Source organism: Stenotrophomonas sp. TWI377 (genome assembly GCF_039674525.1).
Lineage (GTDB): Bacteria > Pseudomonadota > Gammaproteobacteria > Xanthomonadales > Xanthomonadaceae > Stenotrophomonas.
Map to the genome: position 1 here is coordinate 196301 of NZ_JBDJNT010000002.1, position 26780 is coordinate 223080.

The window sequence follows — 26780 nt, forward strand, 5'->3', positions numbered from 1 at the left end:
CCGCCTCAGTGGCGGCGGGCCGTTGCGCCGACGCGGCGATACAGCGTGCTGCGGCTGATGCCCAGCGCGCGCGCCGCCTCGGCGACATTGCCGTTGCTCGCGCGCAGCGCGTCGCGCATGGCGGTTTCGGTCATCGCCTCCAGCCCTTCTGCCGTGGATGGCATCACCGCTGCGTGCACCCTGTGCAGATAGGCCGGCAGCATCCCATGCAGGATCACCTCGCCCGGATCGCTCAGCGCCACCAGCGTGCGCAGGCACGAGCACAACTGCCGCACATTGCCTGGCCAGGCATACCCGGCCAACGCCTCCAGCGCGGCGGACTCCAGTTGCCGGCCCTGGCCAAGGCGTTGCCACAGGCCCTGCACCAGCGCCGCACGGCCGGCATGCTCGCGAAGGGCGGGCAGATGCACGCTGTGATCGGCGATGCGGTAGTAGAGATCGCTGCGGAAGTCACCGGCGGTCATCGCCACATCGAGATCACGGTGGGTGGCGCAGATCAGGGCGAAATCCAGTTGCACCGGCTTGCCGCCGCCCAGCGGTGACAGCGTGCGCTCCTGCAACACCCGCAGGAGGCGCGGCTGCAGCGCCAGCGGCATGTCGCCGATCTCATCGAGGAACAGCACGCCGCCCTGGGCCTGGCGCAGCAGGCCGGTATTGCCGCTCTTGCGCGCACCGGTGAAGGCCCCTTCCTCGTAGCCGAACAGCTCGGCTTCGATCAGCCCTTCCGGCAGCGCCGCGCAGTTGACCGCCACGAACGGTTTGTCGGCACGCGTGCTGCGCCGATGCAGTTCGCGTGCGAACACCTCCTTGCCGGTGCCGGTCTCGCCCTGCAGCAGCACCGGCAACTGCGCGTCCAGCACGCGGCAGGCGCGCTCGAGCACCTGCTGCTGGGCGGCGTCGAACAGGGGGCTGGCATCCACCCGCACCGCTGCCCCGGCGGCACGCGCGGGTGCGGCGGCGGCCGGACGCGCGGGCAGCGGCGAGCGGACCGTGGCGCCGCCGGCAGGGCTCACGTGGCCGTAGAGCGCGCGTCCCTGGCGATCAACCAGCGCGCCATCATCGTGCAGCCGCGAGAGCGGACCATCGAACAGCGCCGCGTAGGGCGCCCTGCCGATGTCGCCGTGGTCCAGACCGAACAGGGCCAGCCCGGCGCGGTTGGCGGCCACCAGGCGGCCATTGCGGAAGCCCAGCACGCCTTCGCGCGCGGTACCGAGCAGGCCGGCGTCGTGATGCAGGCGGACCACCTCGCAATCGCCCAGTCCCGCCTCGAAGTAGCGGTGCTCGATATGCGCCACCGCCTGCCGTGCCAGCACACGGGCGTGCAGGTGCTGCTGGCGCGCGTCGCCGGAGATGTCGAGCACGCCCACACGCTGCCCGTACGGGTCGAAGATCGGCGTCGCCGAACAGGTCAGGATCGCGTGCGGGGCGAAGTAGTGCTCACCGCCACGCACCTCCACCGAGCGACCTTCGACGATGGCGGTGCCGATCGCATTGGTGCCCACCGTGGTTTCATCCCAGCGCACGCCTGGCATCAACGCCACCCGCCCGGCCTTGTCGAGGAAACCCGGGTTGCCCTCCGCATCCAGGATCCAGCCGTCTTCGTCGGTGAGCAGCGCGATGCTGCCGGTCGCGGCGATGTCGGCGGCCAGGCCATCCAGCTCCGGCCGCGCCAACCGCCACAGTGTTTCCTGGCGCTGACGCAGCTCGCGCAGGCGGGCGTCCGGCAGCGGTTCGACCTCCGGCTGTGCGTCCACCGAGAGCCCGCCGCGCTGGCAGCGCTGCCACGACTGCAGGATGGTGTCGGGCACGATGCCGACCGGCGCCGCGCCGCGCTCGAAAAAGGAGCGTCGCGCATTGCCGACACGGTGCTGGAGCGGGAGCTGGGACACCTGGATTCTCCAGTGTCGCAATCTGCGACAGTTGTAGCGGGGCCTGTTCCGATAAACACCACACCCGGCGTTACCGTGCAATGACCGGCGGTGGCGCACCGCACCAGTTTCCGCGGGCCTCCCCAATCGGTGCGCCGGGTGAGGCCATGTCGCACCGCACCACGTCGAACCTGGCATCGTCCTTGCGCCATGGAACAGACCCTTACCGGGCCTGTCCACCGCCATCCGGAGATGCACCCATGAATGCCGTCACGTCCGCCAAGCCGCACGCCACCGACCCGCAGTCCATCTTCAAGCCGCGCTACGGCAATTACATCGGCGGGGAGTGGGTGGCGCCGCGCAGCGGTCAGTATTTCGACAACACCACGCCGGTGACCGGCAAGGTGTTCACCGAGGTCGCCCGCTCCAACGCCGAGGACATCGAAGCGGCGCTGGACGCCGCCCACGCGGCCAAGACCGCCTGGGGCCAGACCTCGACCACCGAGCGCGCCAACATCCTCAACCGGATCGCCGACCGCATCGAAGAAAATCTCGAGCTGCTCGCCCATGCCGAGACCTGGGACAACGGCAAGCCGATCCGCGAAACGCTCAACGCCGACATCCCGCTGATGGCCGACCACTTCCGCTACTTCGCCGGGGCGGTGCGCGCGCAGGAAGGCAGCCTGTCGGAGATCGACAAGGACACCATCGCCTACCACTTCCACGAGCCGCTCGGCGTGGTCGGGCAGATCATCCCGTGGAATTTCCCGATGCTGATGGCCGCCTGGAAGCTGGCGCCGGCGCTGGCCGCCGGCAACTGCGTGGTGCTCAAGCCGGCCGAGCAGACCCCGGCCTCGATCCTGGTGCTGATGGAGGTGATCGGCGACCTGCTGCCGGCCGGCGTGCTCAACGTGGTCAACGGCTTCGGCGTGGAGGCGGGCAAGCCGCTGGCGTCCAACCCGCGCATCGCCAAGATCGCCTTCACCGGTGAAACCACCACCGGCCGGCTGATCATGCAGTACGCCAGCCAGAACCTGATTCCGGTGACGCTGGAACTGGGCGGCAAGTCGCCCAACATTTTCTTCGCCGATGTGATGGCCGAGGACGATGATTTCCTGGACAAGGCCATCGAAGGCTTCGTGCTGTTCGCCTTCAACCAGGGCGAGGTGTGCACCTGCCCGTCGCGTGCGCTGATCCAGGAATCGATCTACGACAGATTCATGGAGCGCGCGCTCAAGCGCGTGGCCGCGATCAAGCAGGGCAACCCGCTGGACCCCAACACGATGGTCGGTGCGCAGGCCTCCTCCGAGCAGCTGGAGAAGATTCTGTCCTACTTCGACATCGGCCGGCAGGAAGGCGCGGAGGTGCTGATCGGCGGCGAGCAGGCCACCCTCGACGGCGACCTGGCCGGCGGCTTCTACGTGAAGCCGACCGTGTTCAAGGGCCACAACAAGATGCGCGTGTTCCAGGAAGAAATCTTCGGGCCGGTGGTCTCGGTGACCACCTTCAAGACCGAGGAAGAAGCACTGGAGCTGGCCAACGACACCTTGTACGGCCTCGGTGCCGGCGTGTGGAGCCGCGATGCCTCGCGCCTGTACCGCATGGGCCGCGGCATCCAGGCCGGGCGGGTGTGGACCAACTGCTACCACGCCTATCCGGCGCATGCCGCCTTCGGTGGCTACAAGCAGTCGGGCATCGGCCGCGAGAACCACAAGATGATGCTCGACCACTACCAGCAGACCAAGAACCTGCTGGTCAGCTATTCGCCCAAGAAGCTGGGCTTCTTCTGAGCCCCCGGGCTTGATCCCGATCAAGGCGCCGGCATGCGGCCGGCGCCACAGTGCAGTGATTGGCAATCCACGGAGATCCACGCATGAACAAGACCATGAAGGCCGCTGTCGTCCGCGAATTCGGAAAGCCGTTGCGTATCGAGGAAGTCGAGGTGCCGCGTCCGGGGCCCGGCGACATCCTGGTGAAGATCGAAGCCTGTGGCGTGTGCCACACCGACCTGCATGCGGTGGACGGGGACTGGCCGGTCAAACCAAACCCGCCCTTCATTCCCGGCCACGAGGGCGTCGGCCACGTGGTGGCGGTGGGTGCGGGTGTCAGCCATATCCGAGAAGGCGACCGTGTCGGCATCCCGTGGCTGTATTCGGCGTGCGGCTACTGCGAGCACTGCCTGGGCGGCTGGGAAACCCTGTGCGAAGCGCAGCAGAACACCGGTTACTCGGTGAACGGCGGGTTCGCCGAGTACGCCCTGGCCAACGCGGCGTATGTCGGGCTGCTGCCCAAGAGCGTGGGCTTCATCGAGGTCGCGCCGATCCTGTGCGCCGGCGTCACGGTCTACAAGGGCCTGAAGGTCACCGATACGAAGCCGGGCCAGTGGGTGGTGATTTCCGGCATTGGCGGGCTGGGCCACATGGCCGTGCAGTACGCCAAGGCGATGGGCCTGAACGTGGCGGCAGTGGATATCGACGACGGCAAGCTCGCCCTGGCCGAGCGGCTGGGCGCGACGATCACGGTCAACGCACGCAACACCGATCCGGCCGCGTTCCTGAAGAAGGAGATCGGCGGGGCACATGGCGCACTGGTCACCGCCGTCTCGCCGAAGGCCTTCGAGCAGGCACTGGGCATGGTCCGCCGCGGTGGCACGGTCTCGTTGAACGGCCTGCCGCCGGGCAACTTCCCGCTGGACATCTTCGGCATGGTGCTCAACGGCATCACCGTGCGTGGCTCGATCGTCGGCACCCGCCTGGACCTGCAGGAATCGCTGGAATTCGCCGAGCAGGGCAAGGTCGCCGCGACGGTCACCAGCGATTCGCTGGAGAACATCAACGACATCTTCGCGCGCATGCAGGCCGGCAAGATCGAAGGCCGCGTGGTACTGGACATGAGCGCGTAAGCACACGGCGCGCTGCCGAGCCATCGGCAGCGCCTGTTTCACGGTAGTGCCGGCCGCTGGCCGGCTCGGAGAGCCCCGATCATGCCCGACCTCCCGCTCCAGGTAATGGCCACGCTCCCGGCCCTCCAGCTGATCGAGACATTGCAGGCCCGCCATGGCGACCTGCTGTTCCACCAGTCCGGTGGCTGCTGCGACGGCTCCTCGCCGATGTGTTTCGCCCAGGGCGATTTCATCGTGGGCGACCGTGACGTGCGCATGGGCGAAATCGGCGGGGCGCCGTTCTACATCAGCCCCGCGCAGTTCGAATACTGGAAGCACACCCAGCTGATCATCGACGTGGTGCCTGGCCGGGGCGGCATGTTCTCGCTGGAGAACGGCGAGGGCGTGCGCTTCCTGGTCCGCTCACGGCTGTTCAGTGATGACGAGTTCGCCCAGCTCAAGGCAGCCGGCCGGGTCTGAAACACGCCGCGGCAACCCGTCCATAATGGCGGCTCCCCCGCCGTGACGCCCCTGCCATGCCTGTGTGGTCCGCCCTGAAGAATCCACTGCTGTCCGTACTGGCTGTCGTGTTCGCGTTCGCGGTGATGGTGCTGGTCAACAGCCTCGGTTCGTGGCTGGTGCCGTTGCTGCGCATTCCGCCGGGCGGCGAGCCGCAGCTGGCCTGGGACCTGGCCTGGACGATCCTCAGCGGCATCGCCGCGATCGCCTTTGCCAGCCGTTATGCGCCGACCTGGCCGCGTGTGCACGGCGGCGTGGTGTGGGCGGTGATCGCGGCCGCATCGATCTACACCGCGTGGGATTTCGGCAGCGATTTCCCGTTCTGGTTCGTGGTGATCCTGCTGGTCTCGCTGCCGGTGCAGGCATTCGTGGGCCTGTGGGTAGGCACGCGGTTCCGGCCAGCGCGCGCCTGATCAGCTGCCCGGCAGCACCTGCTTCACCTGCTTCATGCCTTCCCACGGGTCCTGCTTCAGCCGCTCCGCGCGCTGCAGCGCCTTCGCCATCGGGAAGGCGTCCGGCGCCGCGATGCGACCCAGTTCTTCCCAACGCAGTGGCACCGCCACGCCGGCACCCGGTCGCGCCCGCAGCGACCACGAGCTCACGCTGGTGGCGCCGCGCGCATTGCGCAGCCAGTCGATGAAGATCACCCCGTCGCGCTTTGCCTTGCTCATCGTCGCCACATAGCGCTCCGGTGCCTGGGTGGCCATGGCCTGCGCAAACGCCTCGCAGAAGTCCTTGGCCTGCGCCCAGTCGGCCTTGGGCTGCAAGGGCACCACCACGTGCACGCCCTTGCCGCCGGAGAGCCGGACGAAACTCTCCAGCCCGGCTTCCTGCAGACGCGCGCGCACATCGCGTGCGGCGGCCTTGATCTGCGTCCAGTTCACGCCTTCGCCCGGATCCAGATCGAACACCAGCCGGTCCGGATGTTCGGGATCCTCGACGGTGGCGCCCCAAGGATGCAGCTCCAGGGTGTTCATCTGCACCAGCTGCAGCAGACCCTCCACGTCCTCGATGTAGAGGTAGTCTTCGCGCCCGCTCTTCTGCTCCAGCGGGATCGCCTTGACCGCGCCACCCAGGCCGGTGCCATGGTGTTTCTGGAAGAAGCAGGGCTTGTCCACCCCGTCCGGGCAGCGCAGCACCGACAGCGGGCGGTGCGCCACCTCGGGCAGGATCCAGCGCGCCATGCGGCGGTAGTAGTCGGCCACCTCGCCCTTGGTGATCTTCGCCTTGGCGAACACCACGCGCTCGGGATGGCTGATCGTCACGGTGCTCTCGTCCTGCGCGGCCGTAGCTGCCTTCTTTCGCCCGCGCGTTCCGGCCGGGGTGGCGGAGGCCGCGGTAGTGGAGACGGTAGGGGAGACGGCAGTAGCTGTGGCGCCCAGATCCTTCGGCTGTTTATCCTCGCGCAGGCGCTTGAAACTGGCCTGGCGCAGCAGCCCTTCCTTGGCCCACCCACGGAAAGCGACTTCCGCCACCACAACCGGCGTCACCCAGTGCACGCTGCGCGCGGTGAACGGCACATGCGTGGGCAGCGCCACCACCGCGTCCTTCACCGTCAGGGGCATCAGTTGCTTGGTCAGCGCGCGCAGCGCGGCATCGTCGAAGCCCGTGCCGACGCGGCCGACATAACGCAATCCGCCCTTTTCCGGTTTGGCCATCAGCAGCGAGCCGAAACCGCTGCGCGATCCCTTCGGTTCGGTATAGCCGACGATGAGGAACTCATCGGTGTTCTCGTGCTTGATCTTGATCCAGTCGCGTGAGCGTGCGTTGACGTAGGGCGCATCGATCCGCTTGCTGATGATGCCTTCGAACCCGGCCTCGCCACTGGCGGCGAACACCGCCGGGCCGTGGTCGCGCACATGGTCGCTGTAGGCCAGGGTGTCCGGCTTGCTGCCCAGCAGGTCCTTGAGCAGGGCCTTGCGCGCCAGCAGCGGCACCCGGCTGACATCCACCCCGGCGATGCCGGGCATGTCGAACACCACATAGCGCAGCGGCTGTTTGGCGGTGCCATCGATGACCTTCTGCAATGCAGTGAAGTCGCTGCGGCCCTGCGCATCCAGCACCACCAGCTCACCGTCCAGGCGCAGATCGCGCACCGGCAGCCGCTCGATCGCCTGCACCACCTCGGGGAAATCGTCGGTCCAGTTCAACCCGCCGCGTGAGCGCAGCGACACCACGCCATCGCGCACATCGGCCAGCAGGCGATAGCCGTCCCATTTGATCTCGTGCAGCCACTGCTCGCCGTCCGGTGCGGTGGCACGGTGATCGGTCAGCTGGGGCTTGAAGTCATGTGGGTAGGGCGTTGTGCGAGCGCCCTGCAGGGCCAGCGCGCGCTTGGACCAGCGCGCATCGGCCTTGCGTTCGGCCTTGCGTGCGGGGCTACCTGTCGCGGCCTTGGCCGGCGCGGTCTTCCTTGCCGGGGCAGCTTTGCTGGCGTTGGCAGCGGCAACCTTCGTCGCGCTTGCGCGCTTGCCTGCCTTGGGCGGTGCCTCCAACAGATCATCAGCCTCCATATCCCTGGCCTCCTCGTCATCGCGTTTGATCAACAGCCACTGATGCTGCTTGCCCTTCATCGCGGTGCGCACCAGTTTCCAGCCGCCCTTGAGCCGCTCACCGTGCAGGACGAAGTCCACCTTGCCGGCCGCGATCGCCTCCAGCGGATCGCCATCGCAGGCCCAGGTGCCGTGGTCGTAGACGTCCACATGCCCGGCGCCGTAGTGGCCACTGGGGATGTCGCCGGCAAAGGTCGCGTAGGACAGCGGGTGATCCTCGACCTCCACCGCAAGCCGTTTTTCACCGACGCGCAGCGAGGGGCCTTTGGGTACCGCCCAGCTCTTGAGCACGCCATCGGCTTCCAGCCGGAAATCATAATGGCGCGAACTGGCGTGGTGCAGCTGCACGACGAAGATCGGCCGGCGCGCCAGCGCACCGCGGCGCTCGGCGTCCGGCTCGGGGGTGCCGTCGAAACGGCGTTTGCGGCGATATTCCTGCAGGGACACGTGGGCTTACCCGGCTTTGCGCGCGGGTGCACGCTTGGTGGTTTTCTTGGTCGCCTTGCCTGCTGTCTTGGTCGCCTTTTTGGCCGCCGTGGGTTTGGCGACCTTGGCCGTGGCCTTCTTCGCCGCTGTCTTTTTGGCAGCCGGCGTGCGCTTCTTGGCATCCAGGCTTTTCTGCAGCAGCGACATGAAGTCGACCACGTTGGTCGCATCATCCTCGCGCGGGACCGGCTCTTCCTCCACCTTGGTGGTGCCGCCCTTGGCCTTGATCCGCTTCTTCAGCAGCGTGTGCAGGCGCTCGCGGAACTCATCGTGGTACTCGTCCGGCTTCCACTCGCCGGACATCGACTCGATCAGCTGCTCGGCCATGGCCGTTTCCTTGCTGTTGATCCGGTACTCGGCCAGGCTGCCGCTGGGCAGCTTGTAGTCTTCCGGGTCCACCAGTTCCTGCGGATAGCGCAGGATCATCAGTACCAGCGCGTCGCCGTGCGGCATCACCGCGCACAGGTACTCGCGGGTGCGCACCACGACCCGCGCGATGCCGACCTTGCCGGTGCTGCGCAACGTTTCGCGCAGCAGCACGTAGCCTTTCTCGGCTTTCTTGGCGGGCACCAGCAGGTAGGGCTTCTCGTAGTAGCGCGGATCGATCGTGCCGGCATCGACGAAGGTCTCCACCTCCACCGCCTCATGACTTTCCGGCGCGGCCGAGCGGATGTCGTCTTCTTCCAATACGACGTAGCTGCCCTTGTCGTACTCGTAGGCTTTGACGATATCCTTCCACGGCACTTCTTCGCCGGTATCCGCGTTGACGCGCTCGAAGCGGATCGGTTTGCGGTCGCGCGAATCCAGCATCCGGAAGTGCAGATCCACATTGCGTTCGCCGGACATCAGCGACACCGGGACATTGAGCAGCCCGAATGACAGCGTGCCGGTCCAGATCGGTCGGGCCATGGTGGCGCCACTCCAACACTTCAGGGAGGGCAGCTGTACCGCGCAGCACGTGAAACGCCTGTGTCCGGGCTGTGCAGGCCGGCTGCACGCCGCGGCTACTGCAGCAGGCCGTTCACCGCCGCCGCCGGCATGTGGTCCAGGGCCAGCCACGCGTCTTCGACCACGGCGCGGGCCTGGTGCCAGCCCAGCCGCGACTGCCCGCGCATCTGTTCCCAGTGCTCGGCGAGCTCACCATCGGTGTCATCGGCACCGCGCGGCCAGTCCGCGTAGTGGGTGGTCAGCGCGAAGGCGTAGGCCGGATACAGGTCGCGCCAGCTGCGGCGGCCGTGGCTGCGGCGCTGCTCATAATCGCTGCGCATGTACTGCAGGTAGTCCTGTGCGATCGCCTGCGCGTCCTCGGCGCGGTCGCGGCGCGCACGGCGCCCGCTCCGTTCCGGCTGCAGGTAGGCGTTGAACAACGCGGGTGCGGCACGGCGGTCCAGGCGGGGCATGACACGACTCCGACAGCGGCGGGGCAGGCAGGAATAGTCCCGCCGCCGTTATCCAGCCGTGACAGATTCGTTGATGCGGCGGGATTCGCAGCGACTTCACCCGCCGCGCGCTGTAGTGGGGCGCACAGCAACTGGAGAACTCCCATGCCCCGCGATCCCCTGCGCGACGCCACCGCCCCGGTCCCCGGCGAGCAGCGCGCCAAACATGACAACCAGGACGCCGAAGACCGCGGCGCCGGCATGTCCGTGCCCGACGACGCACCCGATCACCTGCCGGTGGCGGTCACGCCGGATCCGGTCCCGCGCGACCGCAAGGATTCGGCGGCCGGCGAGAAAGGCCCGGCCGGTCATCATCGCCGCGAAGATGAATACCAGCGCCGCCAGCGCAAGGAACACGCCAGCGACAACCAGGACGAGGCGCTGGAAGAGACGTTCCCGGCCAGCGACCCGACCTCACCCTTCGTGCCGGCCAAGCGGCCCAGGTAAGTCCCTTGGGTCAGGGCGCCCACTGCCACTGCAGGCCCACGTTGTAGCGGCGGTCCGGGCCGGGTTCGAAGAAGCGCTGGTTGCCGTCGTTGACGATCACCGAGCCGATGTAGCGCTGGTCCAGCGCATTGTCGATCCGCGCGAAGGCCCGCAGCGTGCCCTGCGCGGTGCTCCAGCGCCGCGACACCTCCAGGTTCAACAGGGCATAGCCCGGCGCGCTGTCGGTGGCCAGATCGTTGACCACGGTGTCGCTGGAGGCCACCACCTCGGCGGCCCACTGCCACGGGCCCGGGCGGTACTGCACCCGCGCGTTCCACTGCTGCCTGGGTACACCTGGCAGGCGTGAGCCGGCGGTCACCGTGTTGCAGCCAGCGGCCGCGCACAGCGCATACGGGTCACGCACGGTGGCCTCGATCCAGGTGTAGGCCAGCGAAAGATCCGCCTGCGCGCCCAGCGGCTGCACATAGCTGGCCTCCGCGCCCTGCCGGCGCGTGCGGCCGATGTTGCGGTAGGTGCTGCGGCCGCCGCTGTTGCTCGCCACGGCCAGCTCGTCATCGGTATCGGCGCGGAACAGCGCCGCCTCGACCTGCGCGCCACTGCGCCCATGCCACTTGCTGCCGACTTCCAGGTTGCGGCTGCGGGCGGCCGAGAGATCCAGCGCCAGCCCGGCCTGGCCATCGGCGCGATAGCCCAGCTCGTTGAAGGTCGGGGTTTCGAAGCCACGTCCGGCCGACGCGTACAGCCGCCAGGCATCGCTGGCGCGGAACACCACGCCGGCCACCGGCGTGGTCGCTTCGTAGCGACGCGATCCGCTGTCGTCCGGATTGCCGGCGGTGATGTAGTGGTCGTTGGAGCGGAAGCGGACGGTGCTGTGGCGCACACCGAGCAGCAACGACCAGCGCGGTGCCCACTGCCACCACGCCTGCGCGAACTGGTCCACGTTCTCGACCCGGTCGCTCTGGTCGCGGCGCAGGCGGCCCTTGATACCGACCTGATCACCCACGAAGTTCTCGTAACCGCGGCGATCCTGCTGCTGACGGTCGGCATTGGCACCGATCACCACATCCAACGGGCGGCCGGCCCAGTCACCGTGCCACGCCCAGCGCGCGTCCAGGCCGCCATAGGCCCCGTCCAGATCGATCACCCCGCCGGCGTGCAGCGGGTTGGCCTGCGGCCCCGGTGGGATCGCCAGGTACTGCGCCACGCTGCGCTGGCCGGCATAGCCCATCGCACGCCAGGTCTGCGCGCCCTCCGTTCGGGTGAAGACCAGCCCGGCCTGGGCCTGGCGCACGGATTTGCGGGTGTTGTACTGGGTAGCCACCGCGGTCGCCTGACGCGGGTTCTCGCGCACCTGGGCGCGGGTGAGGCCGAGCGGATCCTGTGCGTCGGGCGCATCGAAGTAGTTCAGGACCAGATCCAGCTGGCCGCCGCCGACATCGGTGCCCAGCCGGGCGTTGACCGACTCGCGCCGGGCCTGGCTGTGATCGCGCCAACCATCGGTGCGGAAGTGGTTGGCGGCCACGTTGTAGCGGATCGGCCCCTGCACGCCGCGCAGCTGGGCGCCGGCGCTGACAGTGTTGTCGCTGCCGGTATCCAGCCGCAGGCGCCACGGGTCGCCCTCGGCGCCATCCGCGCTCCAGACCTGGACCACGCCACCGGACGAGTTGCCGTACAGCGCCGAGAACGGCCCGCGCAACACCTCCACGCGCTGCGCCGAGAGCAGGCTGGCGTGGGAGAGCTGGCCCTGGCCGTCGGGCATGGTGGCCGGCACACCGTCCACCAGCACGCGTACGCCGCGCACACCGAAGGTCGAGCGCGCGCCGAAGCCACGGATCGAGAGCTGGGTGTCCTGCGCGTAGTTCTGGCGATCGCGGGCGACCACCCCGGGGATGCCGTTGAGGGCCTCGGAGAGCTGGGCCAGCGGGCCGGTACGGTCCTCGTCCACCCAGACCGTGGTCAGCGAGGCCGGCAGATCGATATCGGCCACCTGCGCCACGCGGGCGGCCTGGACCTGGACCGTCGGCAGCCGCTCGATCGAGGCAGCGGGAGCGGGGGTGTTCTGGGCCTGCGCCAGCGACGGCAGCAACACGGCCGAGGCCAGCGCACAGTGGCGGGCCAGCGGGGTAAGACGGAGCATGCGGGGCGGGATCCTCGGTAAATGAGCGTGCCGCACGCCATGGTACGGAAGACGACGTGACGACGGCCTCGGCGCCCTCGGCGGGGCTTTGTTACGATGGGTCGGTTTTGGCTGATTCTGCCGCCAACTCCGCGTCGCGCCACCCTCCCCCTTCCGTCATCCGAATGAGTACCGCCGTGTCCTTCTTTGCAAATGTGGAACTGGTCCCAGGCGACCCGATCCTGGGCCTGACCGAGGCTTACAACGCCGACAGCCGCCCGATCAAGGTCAACCTGGGCGTGGGCATCTATTACGACGAGAGCGGCCGCATCCCGCTGCTCCGCGCCGTGAACACGATCGAACAGCAGCTGGCCACTGACGCCAAACCGCGCGGCTACCTGCCGATCGACGGTCTGCCGGCCTACAACCAGGCCACCCGCGAGCTGGTCTTCGGCAAGGATTCGCCGCTGCTGGCCGCTGGTCGCGTGGCCACCTCGCAGACCATCGGCGGCAGCGGTGCGCTGCGCATCGGCGCGGACCTGCTGCACAAGCTGTTGCCACACGCCACCATCGCCATCAGCAACCCGAGCTGGGAAAACCATCGCGCGGTGTTCGGCGCGGCCGGCTTCGACGTAGTCGATTACACCTACTTCGATGCCGCCACCCATGGCGTGGACTTCGACGGCATGCTGGCCGACCTCGGCAAGCTGCAGCCGGGCACCGTGGTGCTGCTGCACGCGTGCTGCCACAACCCGACCGGTGCCGACCTCACCGTCGCGCAGTGGAAGCAGGTGGCCGAGCTGTTGAAGGACCGCCAGCTGTTCCCGTTCATCGACATGGCCTACCAGGGCTTCGACAAGGGCATCAGCGAAGACGGCGCCGCCGTGCGCATCATCGCCGAGGCCGGCATCGACAGCTTCGTGGTCGCCAACTCGTACTCCAAGTCGTTCTCGCTGTATGGCGAGCGCATTGGCGCGCTGTCGGTGGTCGCCCCGGACGCGAACGCGGCCAAGGCCGTGCAGTCGCAGGTCAAGCGCATCATCCGCACGATCTACTCCAGCCCGTCCAACCACGGTGCGGCACTGGTGGCCGGCGTGCTCAACAGCGTTGAGCTGCGCCAGGTGTGGGAAGCGGAACTGACCGAGATGCGTGAGCGTATCCACGCCCTGCGCCACGGTCTGGTGGAGAACCTGGTCGCCGCCGGCGCACCGGAGTACGCCTTCATCAACGACCAGGCCGGCATGTTCTCGTACTCGGGCCTGAGCCGCGCCCAGGTGGACCGCCTGCGCGACGAGTTCGCGATCTACGCCGTCGGCACCGGCCGCATCTGCGTGGCCGCACTCAACCAGGGCAACCTGGCATACGTGGCCAAGGCCGTGGCGACCGTCAGCAAGGGCTGAGCAGTAGTGCTCCTGTGAAGCAGAACGGCCGCCCTGCGCGGCCGTTTTTCTTTGCCGCGCCGGCAGCGCGTTGCGCGCGGTGGGAACGGTTACGGCGGCCGCGCCTCGTAATGGCTCCGGCGAAGGGCGACAATAGGCGCTTCTCCTCTGAAGGCCGCCTGATTCCATGTCCCAGACGTCGCTGACCCGCTATCTGATCGAAGAGCAACATGCCGGCCGCATCAACGCCGATCTGCGCCAGCTGATCGCTGTTGTCGCCCGCGCCTGCACCAGCATCTCCATCGCGGTCAGCAAGGGCGCGCTGGGCGGTGTGCTCGGCGAAGCCGGTACCGGCAACGTGCAGGGCGAGGCGCAGAAGAAGCTGGACGTGATCAGCAACGAGATCCTGCTGGAAGCCAACGCCTGGGGCGGTCACCTGGCTGCCTGTGCCTCGGAAGAAATGGATCACTGCCAGCCGGTGCCCGACACCTACCCGCGCGGTGACTTCCTGCTGCTGTTCGATCCCCTCGATGGCAGCTCCAACATCGACGTCAACGTGTCGGTCGGCACCATCTTCTCGGTGCTGCGCTGCCCGCCGGGCACCGAGCAGCCCAGCGATGCCAGCTTCCTGCAGCCGGGCACCGCGCAGGTCGCGGCCGGCTACTGCATCTACGGGCCGAGCACGCAGATGGTGCTCACCGTCGGCCACGGCACGCACGCGTTCACCCTGGACCGCGAGAAGGGCGAGTTCGTGCTGACCACGCCGGACATGCAGATCCCGGCGGACACCCAGGAATTCGCGATCAACATGTCCAACCAGCGGCATTGGGAAGCCCCGATGCAGGGCTACGTGCAGGACCTGCTGGCCGGCAAGGAAGGCGCGCGCGGCAAGAACTTCAACATGCGCTGGATCGCCAGCATGGTGGCCGACGTGCATCGCATCCTGACCCGCGGCGGCATCTTCATCTACCCGTGGGACACGAAGGATCCCTCCAAGGCCGGCAAGCTGCGCCTGATGTACGAAGCCAACCCGATGGGCCTGCTGGTCGAGCAGGCCGGCGGCGCCGCCACCACCGGCCGCAAGCGCATTCTCGACATCCAGCCCGATCAGCTGCACCAGCGCGTGCCGGTGTTCCTCGGGTCGCGCAATGAAGTGGAAGAAGCCACCCGTTACCACCGCGAACACGACAGCGCGGCGGGTTGATTTGCTACACAGGGCTGGCCATCCGGTCAGCCCTGTTGATACGTGGCAACGGCGTGACATCGGCCACGGCAGCGTTCACCATCGGCCATTCGTGCCCACGGATGACCCCATGACTGCCGACGCGCCGCTCGATTTCATCGAAGTAATCCACAACGCCGTCCCCAACGAGGTCTGCGCGGCCCTGCAGGCCCAGATGCGATCCAGTGCGCAGTTGCAGCCGGGCGAAGTGGGCAGCGGTGTGTTCCCGGAACTCAAGCACAGCAAGGATCTTCGCATCAGCGGGCGCCCCGAGTGGCGGCAGGCCGAAGCAGTGCTGCAGCAGGCGGTTTTCAAGGGTTTGCTGACTTATCTACGCCGTTATCCACAGGCCCTGATCTCGCCGTTGATGTTGCAGATCCAGGACAGCCAGGGCCAGCCGCGCCGGTTGGCCGCCGAGGATTTCCCCGACATGGACGACGCCACGCTGTCCGACCTGGCCCGCACCTGCCTGCGGCCCGGTGCCATCAATCTGCAATGGTATGCGGCGGGCGAGGGCGGCTATCCGTACTGGCACTGCGAGCTGTACCCACGCGATCCGGCCGGCGAAACGCTGCACCGCCACCTGCTGTGGACGCTCTACCTCAATGACGATTTCGAGGCCGGCGAAACCGAGTTCCTGTTCCAGGGCCGCAAGGTTGCGCCGCGCACGGGCAGCCTGTTGATCGCACCGACGTCGTTCACCCACACGCATCGGGGCAACCGGCCGCAGGGTGGGGACAAGTTCATTGCGACGAGCTGGATTCTTTTCCAGAGTGCGCAGAAATTATTTGGTGGGAATTGATCAGCGCGCCGACACCAGCAACACAGCACCGACCACCACTACCGCCGCCAACACCATCACCGTGATCAGCACATTGCGCCCGGTGCGCTTCGCCTTGGCCTTCAACCCGGCCAGCACGTCCAGATCGAGATAGAGACGATCAGCGCCCGCGTCGCGGATGACGCCGTTGTCGCGGTAGTAACTCAGCGGAGCATGGAGTGCCAGGTCTAGACCTTTGCGTAACTCGCCAAGAGACGACGAAATCACCTTCGATATTTTCCGTACTTCTGATCAAGCGATCTGACGTTTTCCTCCGTCTTCTGGACAACCAAAAATCGAGAATGAAGAATAATTGCAGGCAGAAGTGCCAGGAGTGCAAATAATAAGCCTGAGATCAGAACCTGAAGAACATTGCCAGTAACCAATCCAATTATGAATGCAGACCCCAGTAGGCCGGCAAATATATATGTATAGGACACCAGTAATATATACCTGAGCCAGCCTATATCCGATTCAATGATTGATCGACATCCTCTACATTTGACGACGAGCACTCTCTCAAGCGATTTAAATGCTGGCAATCGCTGTGCTCTTGTGCCGCATGCTGGACACTTGAATTTAAAAGATGAATTCATCGACATGTTTCCTCCCCAACTATTCCTGCTGTCGCTATTGCTTTAGAGTCATTGTAAGTGGCGGTAAACATTGAGCCATAGAAGGCGGCAGCGGAAGCATAACCACCCACGTGCCCGCCAAATGCAGTCCCGACGGCGATGCCGGAGATCAGTGATGCTTCCGGCGCCTACTGCAGCCAGTAGTCGTGTGTTGCTTGCTTCACTTTGTGTGCGCAGCTCTATCGCAGTCTGCTGCGACTACTACACCAGCACTCGATGCCCATTGGTCAGCGCGCCAACACCAGCAACACAGCACCGACAACCACAACCACGGCCAACACCATCACCGTGATCAGCACATTGCGCCCGGTGCGCTTCGCCTTGGCCTTCAGCCCGGCCAACACGTCCAGATCCAGATAAAGACGATCACCGCCCGCGTCGCGGATGACGCCGTTGTCGCGGTAGTACTTCAGCGCTACCTGCAATGCAGGGTCGATGCTGTCCGCCGCGATCGCGCTCTGCGGGGACAACGCCTGATGGCCGGCGAAGTGTGCGATCACCGCGTCGCGCTGCTGCTGCACCGCTGCGGTGATGGCAGCGTTGATCGCGATGTTGGCCGCGTTCGATGCGGCCGAGGTGGCTGCCGATGACATGGGGTTCCCCCTGGATATCCGATATGGACGTCAGGCCACCGCGGCGCGGTGCCTTGGCCCGATTGTTGGTCGGGCGCGCCCTAAAGTCCATCGGGGGCTGATCAGAACAACGAGCCCTGCGGTGACTCCGCCCGCGGCGGCAACGGCCGCAGGAAGCGGGTGCAATCCAGTTTCGGCCAGTGGCTGTGCTGCGCATCGAAGCCCAGGCGCTTGCGGGCCAGCTTGAAGCGGTTGGACAGCAGGTCGGCGTAGACCCCTTCACCGCGCATGCGCGTGCCGAATTGGCTGTTGTAATCCTTGCCACCGCGCAGCTGGTTGATGGTGCTCATCACGTGCGTGGCGCGGTCTGGATGGTGGGTGTCGAGCCAGTCGCGGAACAGCGGCGCCACTTCCAGCGGCAGGCGCAGCAGCACGTAGCCAGCGGTGGAGGCACCCGCATCGTGGGCGGCTTCAAGCACGGCTTCCAGTTCGGCATCGTTGATCCACGGGATCACCGGCGCGACCATCACCCCGACCGGGATGCCGGCATCGCTCAGGCGACGCATCGCGCGCAGCCGTGCATGCGGCGCAGAGGCACGCGGTTCGAGCTTGGCGGACAGGTGCGGGTCCAGCGAGGTCACCGAGAAGTGCACGCTGACCAGCTGCTTTTCCGCCAGCGGCGCAAGCAGGTCGATGTCGCGCTCGACCAGCGCGTTCTTGGTGATCAACGAGAACGGGTGCTGCGTTTCGAGCATCACCTCGATCAGCTGGCGGGTCAGTTTGAGCTTGCGCTCGATCGGCTGGTAGGCGTCGGTGTTGATGCCCAGCGCGATCGGCTGCGGCACGTAGCCGGGGCGCGAAAACTCCTTGCGCAGCAGCTGCGGCGCATTGGTCTTGGCGAACAGCTTGGTCTCGAAGTCCAGCCCGGGCGAGAGATTGAGATAGGCGTGCGAGGGTCGGGCGAAGCAGTACGAGCACCCATGCTCGCAGCCGCGGTACGGATTGACCGACTGGCTGAAGCCGACGTCCGGCGACTTGTTGCGGCTGATGATGCTACGGGCGGTCTCGGCGCGCACTTCCGTGCGCAGACGCGGCGCGGCGAACTCCTCGCTCTCGTCCGGCGCCCAGCCGTCGTCCATCGCTTCGCTGACGGTGACCTCGAAACGGCCCGCCAGGTGCGTGCGGGAGCCCCGGCCTTTGATCGCAATACCCATCGTCAAAGGCTATCGCCGGGAGGTCTCAGGGAATGAGACGTGGTGGCGTCGGAACGGCGGGGATAGGGGATATCCATGGTTAGTAGTATTACTAACCACAGGCGTAAAGAGAAGTGAAACCCGCGCCGGGTAAGGGTCGGCGGAGGTGGAGACCGATTTGATCCCCCAATTTATCCACAGGGCCAGAGCGCGTGCCTGCGGTGCCACGTCACGGGCGGCTGAGCCGACCAACGGTCGGCGCTACCTGATGCCGGGCGCCCCTTACGCGGCAGGGCTACGCGCCGCATCACAGCAGCCGCAGATAGCCCTTCACCGTGGCATCCAGCCCGTCATACAGCGCCTCGCTGATCAGCGCATGGCCGATCGAGACTTCCAGCACGTCCGGCACGGTCCGCAGGAAATCGGCCAGGTTGTCCTGCGACAGGTCGTGGCCGGCGTTGACGCCCAGGCCGGCCGCCTGGGCGCGGCGGGCGGCATCGGCGAACACCGCCAGCATGGCGGTGGCATCGCCGGCGGCATGCGCCTCGGCGTAGGGGCCGGTGTAGAGCTCCACGCGGTCGGCCCCGATCTCGGCGGCCTGGGCGAGGTCGGCATTGCCCGCGTCCACGAACAGGCTGACCCGGCACCCATACGACTTCAACTCGGCGATCAGCGGTCGCAGCCGCTCGGCATCCCGGGCGAAGTCGACGCCATGGTCGGAGGTCAGTTGGCCGTCGCCATCGGGCACCAGGGTGGCCTGGGCGGGGCGGGTCTGCGCGCACAGCGGCAGCAGCCCGGGATAGCCCTCACGCGGGGGCGCGAACGGGTTGCCCTCGATGTTGAACTCCACGCCGCGCTCGGCCGTCAGCGCGGACAACGCGAGAACGTCCTCGGCGCGGATGTGGCGTCGGTCCGGGCGCGGGTGCACGGTGATCCCATGCGCGCCGGCATCCAGGCATGCACGGGCGGCCTGCAGCACGTCCGGGTCGGTGCCGCCGCGCGAGTTGCGCAGGACGGCGATCTTGTTCACGTTGACGCTGAGTTGGGTCATGGCACTACGAGGGGTCGGATTCACCCTGAGCAGCCGGGGTGCGCGCCTGGAGGGCGAGCTCCCGCAGCCGACGGAGTTCGTTGGGATCGGTGATGGCCGCGCGGGTGGGCTGCACATCGCCGAAGCGGGCCACGTAGAGGCCGCGGACCCACGCCAGCAGGAACACCAGGGTGCCCAGCAGCGACAGCGCCATCAGCCCCATGTGGGGGGTCTTGAGCGCCATGCCGAAACAGGCCAGCGCGAACAGCAGAAACAGCCAGTACATGTCGTTCTCCCCGATTGACCGGGCCAGTGTAGCGCTGGCGCCGGGTGCGGTTCCACGGGGAGCAGTGGCTACAGCAGCGGCGAGGCCAGGCGGGCGAACGCCTCGGGCACACGGTGCCGCCACAGCGAACGCTGGCGGTCGTTGTAGACCGGCGCGGCGCTGCTGTATTCGGCCAGCAGGATCTCGGCCAGCGCCGCAACGCGGCCGGTGTCGCTGATCATCATCGAGAGCTCGAAGTTGAGCCGGAAGCTGCGGTGATCGAAGTTGGCACTGCCGACGATGCACACGTCGTCATCGGCGATGAAGGCCTTGGTGTGCAGCATGCGTGGGCCGTACTCGTAGATCTTGACCCCGGCCTGCAGCAGCTCGTCGAAATAGGAGCGCGCGGCCTGGGTGACGAACCAGGAGTCGCTCATCTTGGGCACCAGCAGGCGCACGTCCAGGCCACCGAGTGCGGCCGAGGTCAGTGCCATGCGCGCGGCCTCGCCGGGCACGAAGTAGGGCGTCACCAGCCAGACGCGCTCCTTCGCTTCGTGGATCGCCGCCACGTGCAGCCGGTGGATGGTCTCCCACGACGAATCCGGACCGGAGACCAGCACCTGCGCATTGATGCTGCCCTCGCTGCGGCTGGGCATGGTTTCCGGCCACAGCTGGGCGATGTTGAAGCGCGCCGGCTCCTGGCCGGTGGCGTAGATCCAATCCTCGATGAAGACCAGCTGCAGGCTGCGCACCACGTGGCCCCGCAGCCGCATGTGCAGGTCGCGATACGCATCCGGGCGGACGCTCTCATCTTCCTCATCGGTGATGTTGATGCCGCCGGTGAAGGCCTGCAGGCCATCGATGATGACGAGCTTGCGGTGCGTGCGCAGGTTCAACCAGGGCCGCTTGAACGGTTTGAGCAGCTGTCGCGGGTGGAACCAGACGACTTCGGCGCCTGCATCCAGCAGCGGCTGCAGGAAGCGCTTGCGGATGGACGACGAGCCGACCGCATCGAGCAGCAGGCGCACGCGCACGCCGGCGGCCGCACGCTCGGTCAGCGCATCGCGCAGCGCGGTGCCGGCGTGGTCCGGATTGAAGATGTAGTACTCAAGGTGCAAGTGGTCCTTGGCCGTGGCCACCGCGGCAAGCAGTGCGCTGTAGGTGGCCGCGCCATCGACCAGCCACTCCACCTCGGTGGCCGAGCTCGGTGAGAGCCCGGTGGTGGCCTGGGCGATCTTGGCCAGCTCGGTGCAGTCCGCATCCGGTGGGCAGACGCTGCTGTAATGCTCCATCCCCGAGCGCGAACGACCACGGCGCAGGCGCTGCCGCTTCACCTTCTGCGGGCCGAGCAGGTAGTAGATGAACAGGCCAAGGTAGGGCAGGGCGGCCAGCGACAGGATCCAGCTCAGCGTGGCGACCGGCTCGCGCTTCTGCAGCATGATCCAGCCGGTCAGCCACAGCAGATAGAGAATGTAGGCCGCCACCATCAGGGGGCGCAGGTGGGGGATGGCATCGAGCCAGTCCCCGAAGATGTCGAAGGTTGCGAGCATGGCCGGATGATAGCGGGCAGCGTGGCGCTGGCGCGTATCCACGGCCGGCGGCACAAAAAAAACGCCCCTGTTTCCAGGGGCGTTTTCCAGTCGCGTCATGACTGCGTCTTGCGTATTACTGCTGTACGAAGCCGATCTTCTTCATCTGAGCATTCTTCGCGGCAGCCAACACCTTGGCCATCACGTCGTACTCGGAGTCCGGGCTGGCATCGATGCGCAGTTCCGGCTGGTTGGTCGGATCGCGCTGCACTTCCTGTTCCATACGCTGCTGCAGTTCGCCCACAGCCACGGGGCTGTTGTTCCACGACACCTGGTTGCTGGCGTCCACCTTCAGCTCGATCGGCGGCGGCGGTTCGACCGTCACCGGCGGTGGGTTGAGCACGCGCTGCGGCAGGTCAACGGCGATCGGGTACGTCATGATCGGCGCGGTGACGATGAAGATGATCAGCAGCACCAGCATCACGTCCACCAGGGGCGTGACGTTGATGTCGGCCATGGGGCCTTTGTTACCACCAGTACTGAACGCCATGGCTTACTGCCCCTTTACTTTGGTGGCGACGAAGCCCACGTCGAGCATGCCCTGTTCCTGCGCGACCTTCGTCATCTCATTGATGACGCGCATCTTGGTGGTGCGATCACCACGCAGGTTGAGGGGCGGCTGCGGGGTCTGCTGGGCGGCGGTCGCCAAGCGCGACTCAAGAGTCTGCTTGTCGATTTCCTCGTCGTTCCAGTAGATCGAGCCGTCTTCCTTGACTGCCAAGGTGATCGGGCTCGCCCGCTTTTCAGCGTCTTCCGGATTCTGCACCAGGTTGGCCTCAGGCAGATCCACCTTGACCTTGTGGGACATCAGGGGCGCCGTGATGATGAAGATGATCAGCAGCACCAGCATCACGTCCACGAGGGGCGTAACGTTGATGTCGGCCATGGGGCCGCCGCTGTTACCACTACTGAAAGCCATAACGGGCTCCGTCTAGATCGTGTTGACTACGTTCTCGCTGGGTGACGCGCGTCGCTATTAGCGAACGCGCGAACCGGTGGCGAAGAAGTCGTGCAGGTCGTGAGCGAACGTATCGAACTTGCTGATCGTGGCGCTGTTGATCTTGCTGAAGAAGTTGAAGGCGAACACGGCCGGGATAGCCACGAACAGACCGATGGCGGTCATGATCAGTGCTTCACCCACCGGGCCGGCAACGGCGTCGATCGAGGCGGAACCGGTGGCACCGATCTTGATCAGCGCGCCGTAGATGCCCCACACGGTACCCAGCAGACCCACGAACGGAGCGGTTGCGCCGACGGTGGCCAGCAGGGTCATGCCCGACTGCAGGTTGTTGCTTTCGCGGGTCACGGCCTGACGCAGGGCGCGATCGACGAACTCCGAACGGCTCAGGTTCTCACCCAGGCCACCCGAGGTGCCGCCTTCCGAACGCTGGTGGTGCGCAGCAGCCTGTGCAGCGTCCAGAGCGATCTTGGAGAAGGGCTCCGAAGCCGGCTGTTCTTCCATCGCACGGATGGCGTCCTGGGCGTTCGGGGTATCCCAGAACAGGCTCACGACCTTGTCGGCAGCAGCCTTCAGACGGGTGGCGCGGAAGATGTTGATGACGGTCCAGTACCAGGACATGGCCGACATGATGATCAGGGTCAGCAGCACGACCCAGGAGACGGCGAAGTCACCCGGCTGGGTGGTCATCTCGTGGATCAGGTGCTCGAAGCCCATCTGCGACAGGGCGTTGGAGTTGCCCCCGGCAGCAGCGGCGATGAAAAGTTCCTGCAGCATGACGCTTACCTTTGTTGTGTGTGGTGATAAAGGGTATTGCTAGAAATAACCGCTAGGGGCGGTGGCCGGCGGGCCACCGGCCACTATCAGTTCAGCGCAAAGTTGACCGGGACGCGAACGCGACCTGCGACCTTCTTCCCGCCCGATTCCGCGGAACGGAAGCTCCACTTGCGAGCTGCGTCCATGGCGGCGCGATCGAGGTCACGGTTACGGCTGGACTTCTCGACCGACACATTGGTGACGTTGCCATTGGCATCGACGTCAATGATCAGGATGACTTCACCCTGGATACCAGCACGGAACGCGGCCGGCGGGTAACGCGGGGGGTTCATGTTCTTCGACGAGATGTCGACGCTTGCCTCAATGGTGCTCGGCGGCTGCGGCGGCGACGGCGGCGAAGGCGGTGTGACGATGTCGGTCGGACGCGGGTCCGGGATATCGACCACAGGAGCCTGCGGCGGCGGCGGAACCGGGGACGGCTTCGGCGGCGACAGGTTCTTGACCGGCGGCGGCGGGGTGTCATCCGGCGGCGGCGGCGGCGGCGGCGGTGGTGGCGGCGGCGGAGCGTCGACCAGGGTCACCATGATGTTGCGTTCTTTCTCCGCCACGGCCTTGGGAGCCACAGCCGGGATCAGAAGCATCATGAAGGCGGCGAGATGCAGTGCGATTACAAAAGCGATACCCACGATACGCGGCCAGGAGAGGCCGGTGTCATCGCGTTGTTCGTACCTGTGAACGACTAGTTGTTCCGTCATGCGCCAAGAGCTCATTAGTGGGGCCGGGATACCCGGGGACAGGTAGCCCATGATCAGCGGTGCATGACACCGCAGGAACCTCCAAGCTTATACCAATCCTGAGCGCCTGCGCATCACTTATGCAGGCGTTCAGGCGTTATTCCTACTTACTTCAGGTTGATGATTTTCTTGGCATCCGCCTGGTTCTTCACACCCTTCGCCAGCGCTTGCTGGGCGGCCTGCTTGGCCTCCGGAATGCGACCTTCCGAATGCAGCACGCGTGCCAGATTCAGGTAGGTCTCGCCATCCTTGGAAAGCGGGGCAGCCTTCTGCCACGCCTCGATCGCCTTGTCCGTCTGCTGTGGGTCGGAGTAGTAGTACGCCTGGGCCAGTGCCAGGTATACCTGATAATCCGGCTTCAGGATGTTTTTCTGCAGGCCATCATTGATAACGGCAATGACGTCCTTTTCTTTGTTCTCGCTGTTGGCGTAGATCGAGTACAGCTGCTTGTACTCGCGCTCGTCGGTCAGCTGGCCGGCGGCGTACAGCTTGGCCATGACAGCGCCAGCCTGGTCCATCTGGTCGGCCTGCATGTACATGCTGGCCAGGTTCAACTGCACCTTCTTGTCGTTCGGGTTCTTGGCCGCCAGCGCTTCGGCCTGCTTGACCGCTTCACCGGTCTGGCCGGCTTCGGCCATGGCAGCCATCAGCAACTGGTTCCAGTTGTCCTTCGGCTCGGGCGAGCCGGCGATGGCCTGCTGCAGCACCGGGATGGCCTCGGCGTAGCGCTCGGCCTGGTACAGCGCCTGGCCCTTGGCGATCAGCTCTTCGGGCTTGTTCGACTTGGTCTCGGCGAAGTACTTGTCCAGCGTCGCCAGGCCTTCGTTGATCTGGTCGTCCTGCAGCTGCAGCTGACCCAGCATCAGCATCGACTGGTAGTGGCCGTTGTTGTCCAGGCCACCGAGCTGCAGCACCTGCTCGAGGTACTTCTTGGCAGCGGCGACGTCATCAAGCTGGTAGGCCGCCTGCGAGGCGAGCTGCGCGGCGAGCGACTTGTCGTAGGCGTTGGCAGCGGGATTGGCCAGGATTTCGTCGGCCTGCGCGCGCGTCTCCGGGAACTTCTGGTCGTTGTAGCTGTCAATCATTTTCTGCAGCTTCGGACCGACCTTGGCCGAGGACTTCTGCTCCGGCTCCTGGCGGGTCGCCTGCGGGTAGAGCACTTCGGCCTTGGCCTGCTTCTTCCCGCCACGCGCGCCACGCTCCGACGAGCGGGCCTGGGCGAAGGCATCGGTGATCATGGCGCCACTTACAGCGGTCGCGATGAGGACGGAAAGGACGGCTTGCTTGTGGTTGCTGAAAATCATCTTTCACCTCGATCGAACCGCCGCAGCGGCATCAAAACGGACTGTCAGAAAAATCTGAGCCGCCAAACGTATCAGAAACTGATGGCGTGAGAAATCGTTTCCGATGCTGCAATACAGCATCTTTGACTCGTATCCGGACGCGTCAACCGCACTTTGGCCTGCGCCCGGCCGCCTGGGCTTGTTGGTATACACCACTCAGGGACGGCGCGTCTCGCTGAAGTTCACGGATACGGTTGGCAGGATCGGGGTGGGTGGACAGCCATTGGGGCGAGCGACCCCCACTGGCGGCCATCATGTTCTGCCACAGATCCACTGCCTGGGCGGGGTTGAAACCGGCCTCGGCCATCAGCCGCTGACCCACGATATCGGCCTCGCTTTCCTGCGTCCGCGAGCCGGGCAGCAGGAACGCGGCTTGGGCGCCGGCGCCGCCGAGCTGGCTGACCGTACTGGCCGCACCCTCACCGTAGGCCGCACCGGCAAGTGCCCCGAGCACCGACAGGCCGGTCTGCGCGCCCATCTGGCGGGTGATGCGCTCTTCGTGGTGGCGGGAGATGACGTGCCCGATCTCGTGACCGATCACCGCGGCCAGCTGATCCTGGTTTTTGGCGACCGTGAAGATGCCGGTATTGACCCCGACTTTGCCACCGGGCAGGGCGAACGCGTTGGGCTCCTTGTCGACCATCAACGCCGTCTCCCACCGTACGCCACGGTACTGTGGCGGCAACTGGGCGACCAGCGCATTGACCACGCACTGCACGTAGGCGGTCTGCTTCGGGTCCTTGCTGAGGGTTCCCTTGGACTTGGTCTCGGTGAACGCCTGCGCGCCCAGCTGGTCCAGTTCCGCCTGCGAAACACCGCCGACCATCTGGCGGCGGCCGGTGGGTGAGGTCGTGGTGGCGCACGCGCTCACCAGCATGGCGACGGCAATTCCCAACAGCACTGGTTTCATGTGCGATCCCCCGTGTTCATGTGCGCAGTGTGGAACGCGGCCACGTAAATTTTCGTCAAGCCGCGTGATCGATCAATGGAGGCCCAGAAACATCAGCGCGACCAGGGCAATGCCGTTGTTCAAGGCATGCGCGGCGATCGGCGCCCACAAGGTTCCGGTGCGTTGGTAGAGCCAGGCGAAGGCCGCGCCCATGCCGCCATAGACGAGCCATAGCTGTGCGATTTCCCACGGGCCGTTGGCACTGGTGCCGGGGATTTCATGTACCAGGGCGAACGCCAGGCTGCTCAGGACGATGCCCAACACCGGGCGACCGGCCTGCCACAGGCGACCGAACAGGACACGGCGGAACAGCAGCTCTTCATAGGCCGGCGCGAGCACCACGGCAAACAGCGCGAGGAACCAGGGGAAGCGCGTGATCGCCTGTTCCATCAGGGCCAGGTTGGTCGGCACCGGTTCGATGCCGCCCTGCTTGGCCAGCCATGCGATCAGATTGCTGCCGATGATCACACCGGTGGCGACCAGCAGCGTCCACCCCCATGTCGAGGGGCGGCGTGCCGCCTGGAAGGACAGCGTACGTTCGGCGGGCGTGGCCCGGCGACGGAAGAAATACAGCACCAGCGCGGCACCACCGGTGGCAACGAGCGCCATCAGGATCTGGGCCAGCGCCCCGGGTTGGCCCAATTGCTGGGCAAGACCGGCAACGGCCGAAGCATCCGCACCGTCGCGAGCGGCCTGGTAGCCAACGATCGCCCCGCGGTACAGCCCCCAGACCAAGCCGCTGATCAGGCTCAGCGACAGCAGCACCAGCACGACAATGCCCAGGTCGATGAAGAAGCCCGCGAGCGGGGAACCCGGCTTGCGCGGCAATGACGGAACGGCAGGGGGCAGCGGAGGCGTCATGGACGCCGGGGGGGTAGCGGACATCGGATTCCTGGCATCGGGGGGCGATGGCCGGCCAGGGTGCAGGTCGCACCCGGCCGGCCCG

Annotated in this window: 26 protein-coding genes; 8 read left to right on the forward strand and 18 right to left on the reverse strand. The window is 66.3% G+C overall.

The annotated features are described in order from the left end of the window. Positions 1-5: 5 nt before the first annotated feature. Positions 6-1889: a sigma-54-dependent Fis family transcriptional regulator gene (locus ABE546_RS04235; protein ID WP_346462782.1), complete on the reverse strand. Its 1884-nt coding sequence runs from the start codon at positions 1887-1889 to the stop codon at positions 6-8. A 239-nt stretch (positions 1890-2128) separates the two neighbouring features. Here ABE546_RS04235 and adh point away from each other — a divergent pair, with 239 nt between their 5' ends. The 4 genes from adh to ABE546_RS04255 all read left to right on the forward strand — a co-directional run bounded on the left by adh (position 2129) and on the right by ABE546_RS04255 (position 5681). Next, entirely contained in the window at positions 2129-3658 is a 1530-nt protein-coding gene (gene adh, locus ABE546_RS04240; RefSeq protein WP_313210554.1) for an aldehyde dehydrogenase, read from the forward strand. An 83-nt stretch (positions 3659-3741) separates the two neighbouring features. After that, positions 3742-4770 carry an alcohol dehydrogenase AdhP gene (gene adhP / locus ABE546_RS04245; protein WP_176990769.1) on the forward strand — a complete coding sequence of 343 codons (1029 nt, stop codon included), beginning with the start codon at positions 3742-3744 and terminating at the stop codon, positions 4768-4770. 81 nt (positions 4771-4851) lie between these two features. Further along, positions 4852-5229 carry a DUF779 domain-containing protein gene (locus ABE546_RS04250; protein ID WP_070474214.1) on the forward strand — a complete coding sequence of 126 codons (378 nt, stop codon included), beginning with the start codon at positions 4852-4854 and terminating at the stop codon, positions 5227-5229. Between the two features lie 56 nt (positions 5230-5285). After that, entirely contained in the window at positions 5286-5681 is a 396-nt protein-coding gene (locus tag ABE546_RS04255) for a hypothetical protein (RefSeq protein ID WP_102788777.1), read from the forward strand. Here the strand turns inward: ABE546_RS04255 and ligD are convergent, their stop codons facing one another. The 3 genes from ligD to ABE546_RS04270 form a co-directional block, all read right to left on the reverse strand. Further along, positions 5682-8267, reverse strand: a complete 2586-nt coding sequence (ligD, locus tag ABE546_RS04260) for a DNA ligase D (RefSeq protein ID WP_346462783.1) — start codon at positions 8265-8267, stop codon at positions 5682-5684. It lies immediately after the preceding gene. 6 nt (positions 8268-8273) lie between these two features. Continuing rightward, positions 8274-9215 carry a Ku protein gene (locus tag ABE546_RS04265; RefSeq protein WP_070474208.1) on the reverse strand — a complete coding sequence of 314 codons (942 nt, stop codon included), beginning with the start codon at positions 9213-9215 and terminating at the stop codon, positions 8274-8276. A 95-nt stretch (positions 9216-9310) separates the two neighbouring features. After that, on the reverse strand, positions 9311-9706 hold the full coding sequence (locus ABE546_RS04270; protein WP_346462784.1) for a hypothetical protein: 396 nt from the start codon (positions 9704-9706) through the stop codon (positions 9311-9313). A gap of 144 nt (positions 9707-9850) precedes the next feature. Here ABE546_RS04270 and ABE546_RS04275 point away from each other — a divergent pair, with 144 nt between their 5' ends. Then, a complete protein-coding gene (locus ABE546_RS04275; protein ID WP_346462785.1) occupies positions 9851-10192 on the forward strand; it encodes a hypothetical protein in 342 nt (113 codons plus the stop codon). Between the two features lie 10 nt (positions 10193-10202). Here ABE546_RS04275 and ABE546_RS04280 read toward each other — a convergent pair whose 3' ends face one another. Further along, a complete protein-coding gene (locus ABE546_RS04280; RefSeq protein ID WP_346462786.1) occupies positions 10203-12329 on the reverse strand; it encodes a TonB-dependent receptor in 2127 nt (708 codons plus the stop codon). A gap of 176 nt (positions 12330-12505) precedes the next feature. On the opposite strand from ABE546_RS04280, the gene ABE546_RS04285 reads away from it, so the two are divergent. From ABE546_RS04285 to ABE546_RS04295, 3 genes are all read left to right on the forward strand, one after another. Further along, positions 12506-13708 carry an amino acid aminotransferase gene (locus ABE546_RS04285; RefSeq protein ID WP_346462787.1) on the forward strand — a complete coding sequence of 401 codons (1203 nt, stop codon included), beginning with the start codon at positions 12506-12508 and terminating at the stop codon, positions 13706-13708. A gap of 166 nt (positions 13709-13874) precedes the next feature. Further along, positions 13875-14891 carry a class 1 fructose-bisphosphatase gene (locus tag ABE546_RS04290; protein WP_313210537.1) on the forward strand — a complete coding sequence of 339 codons (1017 nt, stop codon included), beginning with the start codon at positions 13875-13877 and terminating at the stop codon, positions 14889-14891. A gap of 109 nt (positions 14892-15000) precedes the next feature. Then, positions 15001-15711: a 2OG-Fe(II) oxygenase gene (locus ABE546_RS04295; protein WP_346462819.1), complete on the forward strand. Its 711-nt coding sequence runs from the start codon at positions 15001-15003 to the stop codon at positions 15709-15711. Here the strand turns inward: ABE546_RS04295 and ABE546_RS04300 are convergent, their stop codons facing one another. The 13 genes from ABE546_RS04300 to ABE546_RS04360 all read right to left on the reverse strand — a co-directional run bounded on the left by ABE546_RS04300 (position 15712) and on the right by ABE546_RS04360 (position 26719). Then, positions 15712-15957, reverse strand: a complete 246-nt coding sequence (locus ABE546_RS04300; protein ID WP_346462788.1) for a hypothetical protein — start codon at positions 15955-15957, stop codon at positions 15712-15714. Positions 15958-16591: 634 nt separating this feature from the next. Next, the gene (locus ABE546_RS04305; protein WP_346462789.1) at positions 16592-16957 is read right to left on the reverse strand and encodes a hypothetical protein; all 366 of its coding nucleotides are present in this window, start codon (positions 16955-16957) and stop codon (positions 16592-16594) included. Between the two features lie 101 nt (positions 16958-17058). Then, positions 17059-18150, reverse strand: a complete 1092-nt coding sequence (locus ABE546_RS04310) for a PA0069 family radical SAM protein (protein WP_346462790.1) — start codon at positions 18148-18150, stop codon at positions 17059-17061. Positions 18151-18436: 286 nt separating this feature from the next. Further along, positions 18437-19180, reverse strand: coding sequence for a pyridoxine 5'-phosphate synthase (locus ABE546_RS04315; RefSeq protein ID WP_346462791.1), 744 nt, complete (start codon positions 19178-19180; stop codon positions 18437-18439). A gap of 4 nt (positions 19181-19184) precedes the next feature. Continuing rightward, complete coding sequence (locus tag ABE546_RS04320; protein ID WP_070474188.1) at positions 19185-19445, reverse strand: hypothetical protein; 261 nt, start codon at positions 19443-19445, stop codon at positions 19185-19187. A gap of 68 nt (positions 19446-19513) precedes the next feature. Beyond that, positions 19514-20974 carry a cardiolipin synthase gene (gene cls, locus ABE546_RS04325; RefSeq protein WP_346462792.1) on the reverse strand — a complete coding sequence of 487 codons (1461 nt, stop codon included), beginning with the start codon at positions 20972-20974 and terminating at the stop codon, positions 19514-19516. Between the two features lie 115 nt (positions 20975-21089). Then, the gene (locus ABE546_RS04330) at positions 21090-21503 is read right to left on the reverse strand and encodes a biopolymer transporter ExbD (RefSeq protein WP_046272258.1); all 414 of its coding nucleotides are present in this window, start codon (positions 21501-21503) and stop codon (positions 21090-21092) included. 3 nt (positions 21504-21506) lie between these two features. After that, positions 21507-21932, reverse strand: coding sequence for a biopolymer transporter ExbD (locus tag ABE546_RS04335; protein WP_046272259.1), 426 nt, complete (start codon positions 21930-21932; stop codon positions 21507-21509). A 57-nt stretch (positions 21933-21989) separates the two neighbouring features. Next, positions 21990-22748 carry a TonB-system energizer ExbB gene (gene exbB, locus ABE546_RS04340; protein ID WP_019184055.1) on the reverse strand — a complete coding sequence of 253 codons (759 nt, stop codon included), beginning with the start codon at positions 22746-22748 and terminating at the stop codon, positions 21990-21992. A gap of 86 nt (positions 22749-22834) precedes the next feature. After that, the gene (locus ABE546_RS04345; protein ID WP_172407616.1) at positions 22835-23392 is read right to left on the reverse strand and encodes an energy transducer TonB; all 558 of its coding nucleotides are present in this window, start codon (positions 23390-23392) and stop codon (positions 22835-22837) included. 257 nt (positions 23393-23649) lie between these two features. Continuing rightward, positions 23650-24846, reverse strand: a complete 1197-nt coding sequence (locus tag ABE546_RS04350) for a tetratricopeptide repeat protein (protein WP_313211271.1) — start codon at positions 24844-24846, stop codon at positions 23650-23652. Between the two features lie 142 nt (positions 24847-24988). Further along, on the reverse strand, positions 24989-25795 hold the full coding sequence (locus tag ABE546_RS04355) for a M48 family metallopeptidase (RefSeq protein ID WP_346462793.1): 807 nt from the start codon (positions 25793-25795) through the stop codon (positions 24989-24991). 72 nt (positions 25796-25867) lie between these two features. Next, positions 25868-26719: a CPBP family intramembrane glutamic endopeptidase gene (locus ABE546_RS04360; protein ID WP_346462794.1), complete on the reverse strand. Its 852-nt coding sequence runs from the start codon at positions 26717-26719 to the stop codon at positions 25868-25870. Positions 26720-26780 lie beyond the last annotated feature (61 nt).